At 60.1% G+C, this 14,165-nt stretch carries 12 protein-coding genes; all 12 read right to left on the bottom strand.

Annotated elements, in window-relative coordinates; translation table 11 throughout:
- Positions 1–138: 138 nt before the first annotated feature.
- A complete protein-coding gene (locus tag PE058_RS19140; protein WP_271029135.1) occupies positions 139–879 on the bottom strand; it encodes a glycosyltransferase family 25 protein in 741 nt (246 codons plus the stop codon).
- 104 nt (positions 880–983) lie between these two features.
- The gene (locus PE058_RS19135; protein WP_271029134.1) at positions 984–1,736 is read right to left on the bottom strand and encodes a putative nucleotide-diphospho-sugar transferase; all 753 of its coding nucleotides are present in this window, start codon (positions 1,734–1,736) and stop codon (positions 984–986) included.
- A 2-nt stretch (positions 1,737–1,738) separates the two neighbouring features.
- A complete protein-coding gene (locus PE058_RS19130; RefSeq protein WP_271029133.1) occupies positions 1,739–2,218 on the bottom strand; it encodes a helix-turn-helix transcriptional regulator in 480 nt (159 codons plus the stop codon).
- A gap of 166 nt (positions 2,219–2,384) precedes the next feature.
- On the bottom strand, positions 2,385–2,930 hold the full coding sequence (locus PE058_RS19125; protein ID WP_271029132.1) for a helix-turn-helix transcriptional regulator: 546 nt from the start codon (positions 2,928–2,930) through the stop codon (positions 2,385–2,387).
- Positions 2,931–3,061: 131 nt separating this feature from the next.
- The gene (locus tag PE058_RS22090; protein WP_442908684.1) at positions 3,062–3,352 is read right to left on the bottom strand and encodes an HNH endonuclease; all 291 of its coding nucleotides are present in this window, start codon (positions 3,350–3,352) and stop codon (positions 3,062–3,064) included.
- Positions 3,353–3,552: 200 nt separating this feature from the next.
- Complete coding sequence (locus tag PE058_RS19120) at positions 3,553–4,107, bottom strand: hypothetical protein (protein WP_156827538.1); 555 nt, start codon at positions 4,105–4,107, stop codon at positions 3,553–3,555.
- Positions 4,108–4,177: 70 nt separating this feature from the next.
- Entirely contained in the window at positions 4,178–5,488 is a 1,311-nt protein-coding gene (locus tag PE058_RS19115) for a hypothetical protein (protein ID WP_271029131.1), read from the bottom strand.
- A gap of 409 nt (positions 5,489–5,897) precedes the next feature.
- Positions 5,898–6,911, bottom strand: a complete 1,014-nt coding sequence (locus PE058_RS19110; protein WP_271029130.1) for a tyrosine-type recombinase/integrase — start codon at positions 6,909–6,911, stop codon at positions 5,898–5,900.
- A gap of 148 nt (positions 6,912–7,059) precedes the next feature.
- The gene (locus PE058_RS19105) at positions 7,060–7,560 is read right to left on the bottom strand and encodes a DUF6790 family protein (RefSeq protein ID WP_271029129.1); all 501 of its coding nucleotides are present in this window, start codon (positions 7,558–7,560) and stop codon (positions 7,060–7,062) included.
- A gap of 436 nt (positions 7,561–7,996) precedes the next feature.
- The gene (locus PE058_RS19100; protein ID WP_271029128.1) at positions 7,997–8,707 is read right to left on the bottom strand and encodes a hypothetical protein; all 711 of its coding nucleotides are present in this window, start codon (positions 8,705–8,707) and stop codon (positions 7,997–7,999) included.
- Between the two features lie 19 nt (positions 8,708–8,726).
- Positions 8,727–9,755: a DUF7146 domain-containing protein gene (locus PE058_RS19095; RefSeq protein ID WP_020087544.1), complete on the bottom strand. Its 1,029-nt coding sequence runs from the start codon at positions 9,753–9,755 to the stop codon at positions 8,727–8,729.
- Between the two features lie 11 nt (positions 9,756–9,766).
- Positions 9,767–14,095, bottom strand: coding sequence for a strawberry notch-like NTP hydrolase domain-containing protein (locus PE058_RS19090; protein WP_271029127.1), 4,329 nt, complete (start codon positions 14,093–14,095; stop codon positions 9,767–9,769).
- Positions 14,096–14,165 lie beyond the last annotated feature (70 nt).

Genomic DNA, 14,165 nt, shown 5'->3' with positions numbered 1-14,165 from the left:
TGGGTTTGGCAAGGGGTATGTCGACGCAATCTTGGCGGATGGGAGAAGGACACCAGTGGAGGAAAGACATAGGGCCAGGGAAGGGCGGCTGAAGCCGCCCTTTTTTATCCGATCATGGCGCTTCGCACCTTGGGAGCATTATCGGGCCCCCACGAGGTTTTTGAACTGGCAGACCAGCCACGGCCGGAATCCCATCCTGCGGATATTCATGGGCACGCCCTGCGTGAAGCGATCGAGGCTGAGGGTGCGGAAGTGGCGGAACTTGGCGCCCCGGTCGTGCACCATGTCGATGGTGGACTTGAGCTTCGAGCGGGCGACGAGCCCCGGGTTGATGCCGTAGATGTTGAGGTTGAAGCGCCAGAACGTCTTGATGTCGTCGTCATTGGTCCAGATGCGCGGCGTGGGCCTAGTCAGCTTGCGCGCGCCCTCAGGGGAGATGAGGTAGGCGCATGACCCGCGCGGCACCTTGGAGTGCAGCACGAGATTGACGCCGTGGGAGAGGGGCGCGAGGGGCACCGACGCCTTCTTTGGTTTCATGAGGTGCAGGAGATCCCAATCGTTCGGAAGCACGTGAAGCGCGGCATTGAGCGCGGGAATGAAGGCCTGGGGGTTGGTGAGGACAATGGCATCCTCGCAGATAAGGGTGGGTTTCGTGACCTTTTCCATGGCGAGGAGATGGCTCGCGTAACAGCCGATCTCGCCGGGGGTCAGTTGCGAAGCCGCGAACTGTGGCCTGAGGTGTGGGGGCGGATTGTTGCCCAGCACGCCGGGAAGGCGTTCGAAGCGGACTTCAGCGGCGGCCATCTGTGCGGAGAAGTGGGCAAGTCTTTCGGTGTCGCGGTCGAGGTTGATGACGGTTGCGTCGAACTCCTGGCCCATGGATCCCCCCGTTTTGATATCCAGGTTTCAGAAAGGGGGATGGGGTATATCTGAGTAAAGCTGGTGATGAGGAAGGCGCGGTTTTTGATGGAATATGTGGTGGTTCACGCGCGGGCGAGAAGGAAGCCGGCGAAGGTCAGGAGAGCGACAACGCCAACCGCAACGCTGACGCGCTTTATCCTGCGGATGGCTTTGCTGATCTTGAACTGGCTACGGCTTGCTTGGAAATGCTCGACGATGGGCTCTTGCGCGCGCTTGTTGTCGAAGACCTTGTAGAACGCCATGGGCAGGACGGTGAGTGTGAGCCCCTCGAGGCGGCCAAAGGCCATGTGGATCATGTCTTCGTCGGTTGCAAACTGACCGCAGTGCTGTGCGGTCTCCGCCCACTCATGGGCAAACCTTCGGCCACCCTCTGTATTGCGCACGTAGATCGTGCCGCCCGAAAGCTGGAGGCAATGCTTGCCGCGGATGGGTTTGTTGAAGACGCAGAAGGCGACGTCCGTTTTCACGGTAGCAAGGAAGTCCGGAGTTTTGCGAAGCACTGAATCGGCATCGAGGTAGAGGATATGGCTGTTGGGAAATCGTGCGAGGCAATCGCGGACGAACGCGGCCTTGAGGCGTGTCGTGGCCTCCCAGGTGGACTGGCGGGCTACCCGCTTCAGGAAGAAGCGGAGCTTATGCGATTTGAGGGAATGCCGAAGAGCGTGGACCTGGGGCAGGTAATTGTCGGTGTAGAAGGCGCAGGCGATAACATCGCTTGGCCCTTCGAAGCTGACGCATTCGTCGGCAAGCGAGCCCTGCTCCACGTTTTCAGGGCCTTGGGTGGGGCGGAGCGGTGCTGTGCGGGCGGGGGTCATGATCATTTGCTGGGAGCGCCGTCGAGAAGTGCCCTGTCCGCGTGTTTGTAGATAGCCAACGCCTGTTGCCTGAACTGCCGGGGGGATTGGCCTGTTTCCTGAAGGAAGGTGCGCGAGAACGATTTTTCGCTGCTGTATCCCGCACGGAGGGCAATGTCGCGGATGAGCAGGCGCGTGTGGATAAGCAGGTGTTGGGCGAAGGCAATGCGGGCTCTGCGGATGAAGTCGCCGGGCGTGGTGCCGTTGAGATGTTTGAGGTTACGCCGGAGGGTCGCCGGGCTGATGTTGTCCAGCCGCTTGGCGAGGTTGTCCGGCGTGAGACGGCTTTCAGTTATGGCTTCGGTAACCGAAGCCACGTTCCTTCCTTTGTGGGCTTCGCGCGTAAGGGCATCGATCACGATCCACTCTTCTTGAATCCAGCGGAGGGCAAGATCGTTGATGCGGTCGAGGAAGGCGTTGCCGCTGCGCTCCGGCAGAGGCATGCGAGGAAAGAGTGTGCTGTCGTCTGCCGGTAATCGGAAGCGTGTTGGGGCCATGGCCGTACACAGAGAATGGATAAGATGGATCTCATATGCTTCTACGGGGTAGCGATGGCGCATGCGATGTAATGACGATGGAACCATGGGTTATGATGGAATTTGTGGATGTCTAGGGTTTTGACCTGCGTCTGGCTTTCGCGGGCGACTTCCCTTTAGGCTCCATAACAGGCAGTTCCAGGAGCATCTGGCGCCTGAAGTCCGACGGCTTGCAGTCAAACTCCCGCGTGAACAGCTCCGTGAAGTGTCTCTCGTCGTCGTAGCCTGCGCGCACGGCAACGTCCCTGATGAGGATACGGGTATGTGTCAGCAGGTGTTTTGCGAAGTGGAGGCGTGCCTGCCGGATGATTTCACCGGGGGCAGGAGCCCCCATTCTCTTGAGCTCCCTGCGAAGCGTGGCCTGGCTGATGTTGTCGAGGCGCTTGGCGAGATTGTCGGGTGTGAGGCGGCAGTCTTCGATGGCCGCCTTGTGTGCGGCGCTGAGCTTATTCTTGTTTGCATCGCGCCTGATCGTTTCCATGGCCTGCCATTCTTCCTGCACCCATTGGGACGCGATGTCGTAGATGCGGGCGATGAAGGGCCACTGAGGACGTATCAGCGGCGGCATGGGGGGATAAGGCAGCCGGTCTTGCGCCGGAAGCTTGTAGGCTTTGGCCATGTTTGGTGGGCTTTTTGAATGATCCCTGTCCGCATCATTTTGGGGAGTGAGGGGATGCACAAGGGGTAACGGCCGCTTTGACACGAAAACCTCGGTGAATGATGGCATGGGTGTCCTTTCGGGGGGCGAGATCAGTGCAGTGGTCTGTTGGGAGCGGAAAAATCGCCGTCGATTCGCTCGAGCGCGGCATGGAAGCTGTCGGGGCTGAGCCAAAGCCATGTGAAGAGGATGAGGCGGGGGTCCATGTTGCCTTTGGCCTGGTTGCAGCTGTGGCAGGCGAGGACTGTGTTTTTCGCCCCTCGTGATCCTCCGCGAGAAAGAGGAATGAAGTGATCGCGGCTTGGTGCATCCGGATGCGGGCCGCGCTCTCCGGTGTTGACGTGCTTTCCGCAATAGACGCAACGGCCGCTAAAGCGGGCCACGAGGGTTTCGATTTTCACGAGGCGTGCGATCCATGGGTGGGCGTTCGCGCGCAAGGGATTTGCGCGGCGTTCGCGGTTGAGCCTGTTTGGTTACGTGTATGCGCGGTGGGCGCGTGCGTGAGATTTCGGGGGTGAATGCGGCCGGGAAGTGGGCCGGAATGCGTCAAACTTCAGGCGTGGAAATCTGTGATATACCCCCGCTAGCGGGAGGGATTTTCTGTTTGGGCGGGCTGTTCGGGTGGCAGAAAATCCTCTGGAGGAAAGACTTTGATTGCGTCTGATAGGCGCTGGGCATGCTGCCAATCAAAGATGTCGGCTGGCTTACCGTTAAGGGCGCGGGCGACGTTGGGTTGCTTCATACCGATGATGGCGGCAGCTCGGGTATTGGAAACCCCCTTGTTTGTCCATAGTTCGGAAGCGCGCCGCCAAACTTCCTGCGGGTTTCTTGCACTAGTTCGGTAGAAAGCCCATTCTCGGGCTTCATCATCGGACGGCGAGCGGCTTAATTCATCGGCCGTGATATTTAGTGCGGCGGCGAGCTCGGAGATGAAGGTCTGATCGACGGATGCGCGTGCTTGAGACAAGGCAGTGGCAAGGAGTGCCTTTCCTTTCAGGGCTTCCCGCAGCGGTGCGCCGGTAAGGTGCAAACGGTGAAGATGATAGGCGAGCCTCGCCTCGAGGGCGTCTGGGTCTTGGCCATCGGCCAGCAAAGGCCATTTGTACGGCAGTGCATATGCTTTCGTTCGTGAAAGCATATGCAGGGGCTGTTGAACGAAACTGACACGGGGAAATGGCCGCCGTCGTCCGATGCCCTCCGAGCTTGGCTCAGGCCGTCATGTTGGCGGTGGATCCGAACACAGCGAGGGTCGCGCGTTCGAGGTCGGGGATGAACAGTTCGTCGATGGGGTTCAGCCGAAAATGCGGGTGGACCTTTTTCAGCATCCGCAGCTCGCGCACGAGGCTGCCGGCCGCCAAGAGAAGCGGCCGGTCGATCCCTCTTGAGGCAATGAAGTTGGCTCGGGCTTCAAGGGCAAGTAGGAGAGCTTGGCGGTAGGGTGTGAGCGTGGTTGCCCAGGCTGGATCCTGACGAATGGCGGCTACCCCCTCCATTGTCGCTTGCACGTCTCCTTGCAGGATATGCGTCTTGAGGGCGGTCGCGCGGCAGATGTGAAGCTCGGCGTGGCGGCCATGTCGCTGCAAGTCGTCAGCGGCGTCATTCAAGAGTTCCGCGAGGGATGCGCCATGCAGGATTTTTGGTTTTTGATCGGGGCGGAAGCCCTCCTCCAAGGCGAGGTCAGCGGCGCGGAGAAGGTAGACGCCATTCCCTGACAGGCTGCCCCACGTGCCGGTTCGTCCGCGCCGGATGAGATCGAGAGAATGGCTGGAAGCCTCGCTGAAGAGGTTGTGGAAGTAGCGATGAGCGAGGATGCCGTGGAGCAGGTAGTCGTTGCGTTCGTCTGAATAGGCATCGCGCATTTCCGCGACGAGGGCGGTCTCGCCCTCGTGCCCCATGCGGTAGAGCGAGAAGGCGCCTATGAGCAGGAGGATGGCGCGTTGAAAGGCTCTCGTGCGTTTGCAGCCAGAGCTGAGAGCATCGTGCCCGAAGGCGAAGCCAGCGCGGAGAAGGCGGAGGTTTGCGGTGGCGGTGTCGGCATCGGCGCGGAGCGCGGGTTCGTAGACGGTGTTGAACACCAGGGCCGTGAAGCCCTCCGCCGTTGTAAGGTCGGTGACGGAGACGGGAGCATGTTCCAGAAAGGTCTCGACGCGGGCAAGTTCACGGCGTCGGGGAGCATAGCGCCGTTTCAGGACCTGCTCGACGAAGGCGGTTTGATGGGATTGGAACAGATGCTTCCGGCGATGAACCGGGAGGAAGGGGAGGAAGACGTGTCTGTCCAGGCTATCGAACAGCTCTTCGCTGATGACGTGGCGATTTGAGGGAGCTGAATCCTTGATGGCGCGGCGGAGCGTCCTGGTGAGGCTGTCGAAGTCTTCACGATCCTCGCACACCAGGTTGATGAGGGCGTTGAGGGTTAGGTCTGGTTGTTTGTGTCGGTCTCTGGCGTAGGTAACGCTGTCGTTGAGCGCCGATTGAAGATAGGACAGCCATGTTTCGAGCGTGTCGGGAGAGTGAAGCATAATAGCGTGGTGAGTCAGGGGAATGCGTTTGTCAAGGACAACCCCTGAACGGAAGTGCCCCCGGCCTGTCCATGAGGAGGCATGCGTCTTCGGGCAGATGGAGTGTGCAGACCAGTGTCTACGTGCAGTCCATTTGATGAGGAAATGTCATGCCCGATGGTGCGATGTCCAGGCCCTCTCCTCCGATCACGGAGGGAGGGCCTATCAGGTTGGAGGTCTTCTTTAACGGGGAGTGGCAGGTCATCAACTCCCTTGGACCGGAGTGTGGTCCGTGGAACAAGCGGCTGCTTCGTCTGGAGGTTCAGCTGAAGCACTGGAAAGAGATGAATTACTTTGATGGCGCTGCGTTGCGTATCGTCGGCGGGTGAGGTTGACGCAATTGGTTGGGACCGTGGGGGGGCATGAGCTTTCAGGCATTGTCCAACTCGAGCGCCTTCTCCAGGTGCCCCACATCCTCCTCCATAACGGTCTTCTGCCTTCGGTCGTAACGGCGCGTTGTGGCGGGGTCGGCGTGTCCTGCGATGCGCTGGGCGATGACGATGTCGTGGCCTGCGTCGAGCAGGGCGGTTATGGCGGTTGCGCGGAAGCTGTGTGGAGTGATGGATTTGTCGGTGATGCCGGCGGACACTGCAATGGATTGGATGGTGCGGTAGGCTTCGATGTAACGCATGGGCTTTGAAATGAGGCGCTTACGGCGCATGTCCCAAGCGGGAAAGATGAAGTCGCCTTCTACGTCATGCCCCAAATCTAGCAGCGGATTGATCAGGCTCCAGACCGCAGGCGTGAGAGGGATGGTATGGGGGATCTGTCCTTTCTCCATTAGGGTGACACGCCACACGCCTTGAACCAAAGTAAGCGCTTTGCGCGAAAGCCCCAATGCGGCGGCGATGCGGCAGCTGGTGCCCGCCAGCAGTCCGAGAAGAGCGCGGTTTCGTTTGCCGAGCGGGGTATCGCGCGGAATGACATCGAGCAGGCGTAGCAACTCGGCAGGCGTGAGGGCCGGTGTGGGGGTTGTCTGCCGGGAATGGCCGCGTGACCGATAGCTGGCTGCGGGGTTTGCTTCGACGATGTCGGATGCGAGCAGGACATCGAAATAGGTGGCTATGACGGCACGGCAGAGCAGCTTGGATTTTCCGGGGTTGGTCAACCGGGTTTTGGCCGTGCGCGGCATCAGCCCTTCAATATGGCTTGCGACGTGGCGCGGGGTCACATCGGCAAGACTGTCGATTTCATTGGCGACTGCCCAATCCATGAACCGCTTGAGCACATGGTAGTAGGTCTTGCGGGATGACGGAGATAAGCCGCGGCCGAAGAGGAAGGTGTCGGTTGCAATCGTGGCGCCGGAGTCGATGATAAGGCGTGCCGATGAAAGCCATGCGTCGATGATGGCGTCGGTATCGGGCCGAGCGCGGGCTGGCTTCATGAGGACAGTATACGGCGCGAGCGCGTGTGCCGGATAGAAGAGGGAGTGGTTTGCGGGTGTCTGTGTGTCTTGAAGATAACGCTTAAGTCATTGTGAAACGAGTTGTTGAAAAGGGTCTCATGGGTTGCTTGTTCCCTAATGAGATCGTCTAGCGGTCGATCCTCTCACGCTCGCGCCACGCCTCCCACAGAAGTCCGGTAAGCAGCAGGACTTTAGCGACCGTCATAAGGAGGAGCAGTCCGAAGTTGCCCGGCGAGAAGTTGCCTGCAACCTGTGCCTGATGCACATGGTCGATAGCGGCGCCGATATAGAACAGCACGACGTAGGCGACGACTGCGCTCTTGAATTCAAGGCTTCTCCAGAAGGAGGCGATGGCAACTAATCCGATGGAGAGATCGGCGACACCGATCTCGAACTGGAATGGGCTGACCTGCCAGTTGATGAAGGAGGCCGCAGTCTCGGGAAAAAAGACGTGAAAGAACCCAGCCCAAACCATTTCGCAACCCACTGCCAAGAGCAACAGCCACGAGAGATAGCGTTCCGCGGTGCGGGGGATACCTGTGGACAGGGTGGCGATGACGAAGGCTAAGACGAGCAGAAACGCCGGCAGGTTGGTCAAAACAAAACGTATGATTCCCGCGCCATCCACGACGTGCTCCTGTCCAATAGCAAGCCTCACGTAACCGCCCGTCGGACTTGCCGTCCCTGCTATACAACCCTTATTGCTCGGTTGCGGACAATATACTCCTGATGCAGAGAGTTTTACAGGCGTTAAGTCGGCCAAGTGGCCGAGCGGGTCGTTCAAAGGCTGGCCGCCCACTTCTCTGGCACAGGGCCAAACACGGGCAAGAGCTTGGGCCGGAACTCCGAAACAATGTGTAGAAAATATCGCGTTTTCTACAATTCATGACGGGGGACGGTACCGACGCTGCCGACGTGGGAAGGACGACATCAGCATTGGGTCAGAACGGTTGCGGCTTGGCTGTGTTCTGGGACACGAGCGACCTCTTCGTCATCGAGGATCCAATCCGTAGAGAAAGCCCAATCCATCGCGCTGGGAGCCGAGGCGGAGCCGGAGTGTGGTATCAGCGCGAGACGTCATGATGTGTTGTTGCTCTTGGATTGGTGTCGATGTTGGCGCGGGCGATATCTCGGATGCGCGCGTATGCGTCGAGATAGGCCCGTCCGCCGGGAGTATCCTGGTTCAAAAGGCTATCGTGCGGGATGGATCTGGCCAATGGAACGAGGCGAGCAAGAGGCAAGATTGCATCGGGGGAATTTGGAGTATCCCGTATGATCCCGGCTAGGTCAGCGAGGCCGGACATAGGGCCCTTGGTCATGAAGCTTCTTGCGCTGCGCGCGTCGGCTTCGAGTGCCATGGTCTTCGCATCGTATGCATGGAGGGTAAGGTATGCTGATCGTGTTTGGTCAGCATGAGGGGATGTTGCTTTTGCGCAGTGCTCGAGCTTTTCGAGGGCGTAAGCCATATGTTCGAGAGCGGAAACAGTGGATCTGTGGAGCTCCCATTCAACAGAGGTTCTGCTTCGGCGATGGAGCGCACGGGTGACAACGGTGAAGCGCGTGGTCATCCGATAGAGCTGGGCGTCCAGCATGGTGCTTGTTTGGGGATCGCTGCTCACCATGATGACACGGATGAGATCGGATATGGCGGCGTCCAGCGCGATCTGAATACGCCCGTGGGACCTTTTGTCTGCCCAGTTATGTCCGCGTGAGGCGACGATCTCGGGATTACGGAACTGGCTGGCAGGCAACGGCATATGATCCGTATACATCATATATGCTGTGCCTGCAAGGTTAGGAGATGTTTCGACGTGGCATCGAGAGCACGTGTCCCAGGTCGGGTTCCACAAGGAGGGCGCTTAGCTCTCTCAGCACGAGGTCTGGTCCGAGCCTGAGCAGGTCGCTGTTCCAGTCGTCATAGACAGGTTGGAGCAGCTGGATGTCGATGGGGTTGTCGATATGTCGAAACGACAAGCATTCTGCCGCCGTCATCCCGGCCGGGTCGTTGTCGACGGCGATGTACAGGCGCTTGAGCGTTGACGGCAACTCGAGCGCGCCAAGGTGGGAAGCGGACGTGGCGGCAACCATCGGCATGGTGGGCATCAGAGATCGCAGCGCGAGCATCGTTTCAAGCCCTTCACCCGCTGCCATGACGTCGTGGGCGATTCCAAGCCGGATGCCGTTTCCGAGCACGTTACCCATGGAAAGTCGCGGAAACTCGAGATGGGCTTTATCTACGTCATAAGGATCGAGATAGATGCGCAGGGCACCGGTGATGGTGCCCGCAAGGTCGGTCACGGCGGCGATGATGGCGGGGTGGGTTTCCAATAAGGCGTCGCGGTCGGGTTTGTAATAACAGCCGGGGTGGAACCGCAGCGCCTTCAGATCCAGCGACGCGGTGATGCCGCGCCGTCGCAGGTATTGCTCGCCCAATGTTCCTATGATGGGGGTCGAGGCATGGACCAGGCGCGAAGCGGCGAGCGCGCTGTTGCGGGGAGCTGGTGGTGCTGCCGGAGCTTTGATGGGAAGGGAGAGGAAGTCCATGGCTTCGCGGCGCAGCTCGGCCGATGAGGAAATCCCCCGGTTCCAGCGGATGAGGTCCAGAAGATCTCCGTGCTTTTCAGGGTCGGCGGCATCGGCCCATTTCCCTGCGGGTTTGCCGCCATGGGTTGGAAACAACCGCACGTAGAGAGAGCGGCCGGGCGTGTTGAACACGTCCCCCACCAGCCAATAGTGCCCATGCCGTCGTCCGTTGGAGAGGTAATGGGCGCAGACCGCTTCGGCGTTATCAGCCAACCGCCGTGAGAGGGTTCTGAAATCCATGACGCGCCTCCTTAGAACGTGGTGGAGCGGATGGGGTGCGCTCGGAGCAGCTTGGCGAGGATTGGCGGTCCTTCAAGAGAGCCAGTCGGAATGAACAGGCGAAGCTTCCAGGCGATGGTTTCCGCGAAGAGGCCGATGGCTTTCAGCTGCTGGTACTGGCCTTGCGTGAACCCCAACAGCTCGATGCGTGGCGCGTGCATGGTCGTTATGCGCTTCACCAGCAGATCATCCTCAAGGCGTAGGATGCCGTTGTTGAGCACGTGGTCCCAGGCTTCTTCCGGCGTCAGGTCGGGTTTGTCTTGCGTGAAGGCGCCCAACACTTCCGTGGGGATAAGGCGGCCGATAAGGGCTTCCCCCTTATCGGTGGTGAAGCGGTAGACGCGCGGGTTGTTGAGCGGCAGGCGCTTCCAGTAGGGAAGCAGTAACCCGGTCATGACATGGAAGGTGCTCTCGGTGAACTCGGGCAAGGAACTCAGCTCTTCGGTCCAGAGCCATTCAAAAGTTTTCTGGTCGCAAGGCTCCCAGTTGCTTTCAGGCATGGAATTGACCGGTACGGCGGTGGATTCCATCGGCCGCAACAGGCGTACCCGGTCTTCGAGCGTGCCATCCTCGTTCATCAGCGATGAGGTGGGTATCTGCAGGGCGGCGCGCTTGGATTTACTGTTCACGAGGCGGACGGCGCCCCGGTAGCCCAGGTATTCGTGCAAGCTGTCTAGCGTCCGTGGTTTGGTCCGGTCCTTCTGGCGGATTTTGAGAAGGAGCGATTCGGCGCCTGTCGCCGCATTGCTGGCGATGAGCTGTCGCGTTTCAACCGTCAAGCTTTCTGCGGTGATGGTTTCCAACCCCACATCGAAGCTTCCGGCGGCCTTGGCGCGCTCAATGCGCGTTTCCAGCAGGGTCTCGAAATAGGCGAAGATGTCGTTCTGGATCTGGATTTCCAGCGCCAGCACGCGGTTCAGGAAGCGTGAAATCGGCGGCAGGTCTTCCAGCATCGTTCCATCGCGGTCCACAATCTTGAGCCCGGTTGCGTCTTGGAACTGTTGCAGCGTGGTGCAGGGAACAATCCCTTTGTGAAGATGGCTGTAGAAGGCGCGCAGGCTGTCGCGCGCGTAAGTGCTTTCCAGGTTATCGGAGGGCCGGAACATCCCCTGCCCGCCGGTCTGGCGTTGCCCGCGTGTGATGGCGCCCAAGCTGTCCAAGCGGCGGGCGATGGTGGAGAGGAAGCGTTTTTCGCCGCGCACGTCAGTGGCGACGGGGCGGAACAGCGGGGGCTGCTTTTGGTTGGAGCGGTGGGAACGCCCAAGTCCTTGGATGGCGGTATCGGCCTTCCATCCGGCTTCGAGGAGGTAGTGCACGCGCGGGTGCTGGTTCAAAGAATTGAGGTCGGCGTGGTAGCTGCGCCCGGTTCCTCCTGCATCGGAGAAGATGAGGATGCGTTTCCGGTCATCCATGAAGGCGGAGGTTTCGGAAAGGTTGGCGCTTCCGCTGCGGTTCTCAACGCAAAGCTCAAAGCCCGTCACGCCCGGTTTCTTCACGATGCGGCGCGAGCGCCCGGTGACCTCAGCCACCATGTCGGTTCCGAAGTGATGGATGATCTGATCCATGGCGGCTTGTACGGGGGGAAGTAGCTGCAGCTGTTCGAGCATGAAATCGCGCTGTTCAACGGCCCATTTACAAAACACAGGCTGGCCGTCCTCGGTGAAGACGGGGCGGGATTGCAGCTCCCCTTCCTCGTCGCTGTAGGTTTCGAAGAGCTGGGTGGGGAAGCTGTGCTGCAAATAATCCAGCACATACTCACGCGGTGTGACGTCGAAGTTGAGGGTGTTCATCTCCGATGGCGACAGTTGCGAGAGGCGTCTTTCCATCAAGGCTTCCGAGGTCGAGACCAGCTGGATGACGCATGCTTTTCCATCATCCAAATCCTTCTGCAACGCCTTCAGCAGCGTCGGCACCTTCATGGCCGTGATGAGGTGATTGAAAAATCTCTGCTTGTTACCTTCAAACGCGGAAAGCGCGGCAGACTTGGCATTCTTGTTAAGCGTGGCGCCGGCTTCATCGGAGATGCCGGATGCCTTCAGGGCTTCGTGCAGGTTGGTGTGTATGACTTTGTAGGCGCGGGCGTAGTGATTGTAGATGTCGATCTGCTGCTCCGTAAGCGCGTGCTCCAGAATATCCACCTCGACGCCTTCGTAACTGAGCGAGCGGGCGATATACAATCCAAGCGCTTTCAAGTCGCGGGCAAGAACTTCGGATGACGCAATACCCCCCTGCTGCATGGCTGCGACGAAATCGGCGCGGGTGGGGAACGGGAGGTCGTCGTTGCCCCAAAGCCCTAAGCGCTGCGCATAGGAAAGGTTTTCAATGGTGGTTGCGCCGGTGGCGGAGACATACACGACGCGGGCATTGGGCAAGGCATGCTGCAGGCGCAAACCGCAGATGCCTTGCTGCGACGCCTTCTTGGTGCCGCGGTCGTTCTTGGAGGTAGCGGCGTTGCCCATGGCGTGGGCTTCATCGAAGATGATGACGCCGTCGAAATCGTGCCCCAGCCAATCGGTGATCTGCGCGAGCCGTGATTTCTTTCCTTCCCGTTCCGTTGACCTGAGCGTGGCGTAGGTGGTGAACAGGATGCCTTGCGAGAGCGGGATGGGTTTTCCTTGCTTGAAGCGGGATTGGGGCACGATCAGCAGCTTTTCTTGCTCGAGCGCGCTCCAGTCGCGTTGGGCGTCTTCCAGCAGCGTGTCGGATTTGGAGACCCACACTGCTTTGGTGCGTCCTTTGATCCAGTTGTCGAGGATGATGCCCGAGACTTCGCGTCCCTTCCCCACACCGGTTCCATCGCCGATGAAGAAGCCCCGGCGGAACTGGACGGCATTTGCGGTGTCGGACGTGGCGGCCGAGACGTGGTCGAGCGTGTCATCCACAGTCCAATGGCCGGTTAGCAGGCGAGCATGGGCTTCGCCGGCGTAGATCAAGCATTCAAGCTGGGCGTCGGAGAGCAGGCCTTTCTTGATCACATCCGGGGGGAGATGTGGCCTGTACGCGGGCGCGGGCGGTTTGACCGAAGCCATGGCGGCCGATTGCACCAGCGCGGTCGGCGGCGGGCATGCGCCGTCCACTTTGATGCGCTCCGGCGCGTAGTTTTGATAAAGGCCCTGGGACGCGGTGGTGGCCGGCGCGTCAACGAGGCTGTAGGTGATCTCGCTGCCTCTGATGACATGGGCTGGCGCAGACGATGCTGCGGATGAGTGTTGTGCAGGCTTGGGGTGTGGCTTGCTGACGGGTGTGTTGAGGGTGACGGTGATGCGCTTGGCGCATGGCGCGCGTGCGGGTACCCAAGTGGCGATGTCGCAGAGAATGCGCTGGGGGCTGATTGCGTCCTCGGCGCTGCATTTGGCATCGGCGTCTGCGGCCGGACGTTTGTCGAAGACGCTGAGCCGGGTGGGGATGGCGGTTCCATGGCGTTGGAACATCTTGCCGCTCACGGCGGTGGTGTAGCGCAGGGTGGCGATCTTGCTCAGCTGGTCGAACGCTTCTTTCCATTGCGGGTTGTGTGGCCATAGTCCGGCGCTGGTCATGGCGACCAGGCGGCCGCCGGGCGCTAGGCGATTGAGTGCTGACTTGACGTGGCGGAGGTCAACACCGCGCATGGTGCCGGTGACGTTCGGAGAAGCCGAAAACGGCGGGTTCATGATGATGACGGTGGGCTGTACGGTATCGCCGAGACGATCATGGATCTGCTCGGCGTTGAAGCTGGTGACCGTGGTGTTGAACAGGGTGGCGAGGATATCGGCGCGGGTGGGGGAAAGCTCGTTGAGATGAAGCGAAGCGCCGGCGGCTTCCGCGAAGATGGCCAGCTGCCCGGTGCCCGCTGACGGTTCCAGCACCACGTCGTCGGCTGTGATGGCGGCTGCTTCCGCAACAAGGAAGGCGAGTTCCAGCGGGGTTGAGAACTGCTGCAGGCCGATGGAGTCTTCGCTGCGCCTGGTGTGGGTGGGGATGAGGTCGCCCAGTCTCTGCAGCATGGAGAGCAGCTGTTTTGGGTCCTTTGCGGATTTGCGCATGCTGGGAAGGAAGCGGCGCAGGAATAAGAGTTGTGCTATTTCCAAGGCTTCGTAGGCGTCCTTCCACACCCACGCGCCCGTGCTGTCGGATGCACCGAAAGCCTCCTCCATGGCGGCGCGGATGTTGTGCGCGCAAGGGGCGTGTCCACGGGCGAGATGGATCAGCAGCCGTTCGCCGGCAGACAGGAGGCCAGCAGCTTTGCTGCGGTCGGGGCGGTCAGGGTCCTCGGGCGGGATGAGTGCTGTAACAGGTATGGCGGGCGCTTGAAGAAGCGACATGGGCAGGCCTCCGGATCAGGATTGCGCCGTTTCTCCTGCACCCTCTGTGCTGGAGTATCCGGCACCCTTT

It is taken from the genome of Hyphomicrobium sp. DMF-1 (assembly GCF_027886585.1).
GTDB classification, from domain to species: Bacteria; Pseudomonadota; Alphaproteobacteria; order Rhizobiales; family Hyphomicrobiaceae; genus Hyphomicrobium_C; species Hyphomicrobium_C zavarzinii.
Note: the sequence above shows the minus strand (reverse complement) of the source record. Positions and strands in the feature narration are given on the sequence as shown.

What these genes read in the sequence shown, in the direction of transcription:
- PE058_RS19140 (WP_271029135.1), bottom strand. Translation starts at nt 879, where the DNA reads ATGGGCCAGGAGTTCGACGCAACCGTCATCAACCTCGACCGCGACACC.
- PE058_RS19135 (WP_271029134.1), bottom strand. Translation starts at nt 1,736, where the DNA reads ATGACCCCCGCCCGCACAGCACCGCTCCGCCCCACCCAAGGCCCTGAA.
- PE058_RS19130 (WP_271029133.1), bottom strand. Translation starts at nt 2,218, where the DNA reads ATGCCTCTGCCGGAGCGCAGCGGCAACGCCTTCCTCGACCGCATCAAC.
- PE058_RS19125 (WP_271029132.1), bottom strand. Translation starts at nt 2,930, where the DNA reads ATGGCCAAAGCCTACAAGCTTCCGGCGCAAGACCGGCTGCCTTATCCC.
- PE058_RS19120 (WP_156827538.1), bottom strand. Translation starts at nt 4,107, where the DNA reads ATGCTTTCACGAACGAAAGCATATGCACTGCCGTACAAATGGCCTTTG.
- PE058_RS19115 (WP_271029131.1), bottom strand. Translation starts at nt 5,488, where the DNA reads ATGCTTCACTCTCCCGACACGCTCGAAACATGGCTGTCCTATCTTCAA.
- PE058_RS19110 (WP_271029130.1), bottom strand. Translation starts at nt 6,911, where the DNA reads ATGAAGCCAGCCCGCGCTCGGCCCGATACCGACGCCATCATCGACGCA.
- PE058_RS19100 (WP_271029128.1), bottom strand. Translation starts at nt 8,707, where the DNA reads ATGATGTATACGGATCATATGCCGTTGCCTGCCAGCCAGTTCCGTAAT.
- PE058_RS19095 (WP_020087544.1), bottom strand. Translation starts at nt 9,755, where the DNA reads ATGGATTTCAGAACCCTCTCACGGCGGTTGGCTGATAACGCCGAAGCG.
- PE058_RS19090 (WP_271029127.1), bottom strand. Translation starts at nt 14,095, where the DNA reads ATGTCGCTTCTTCAAGCGCCCGCCATACCTGTTACAGCACTCATCCCG.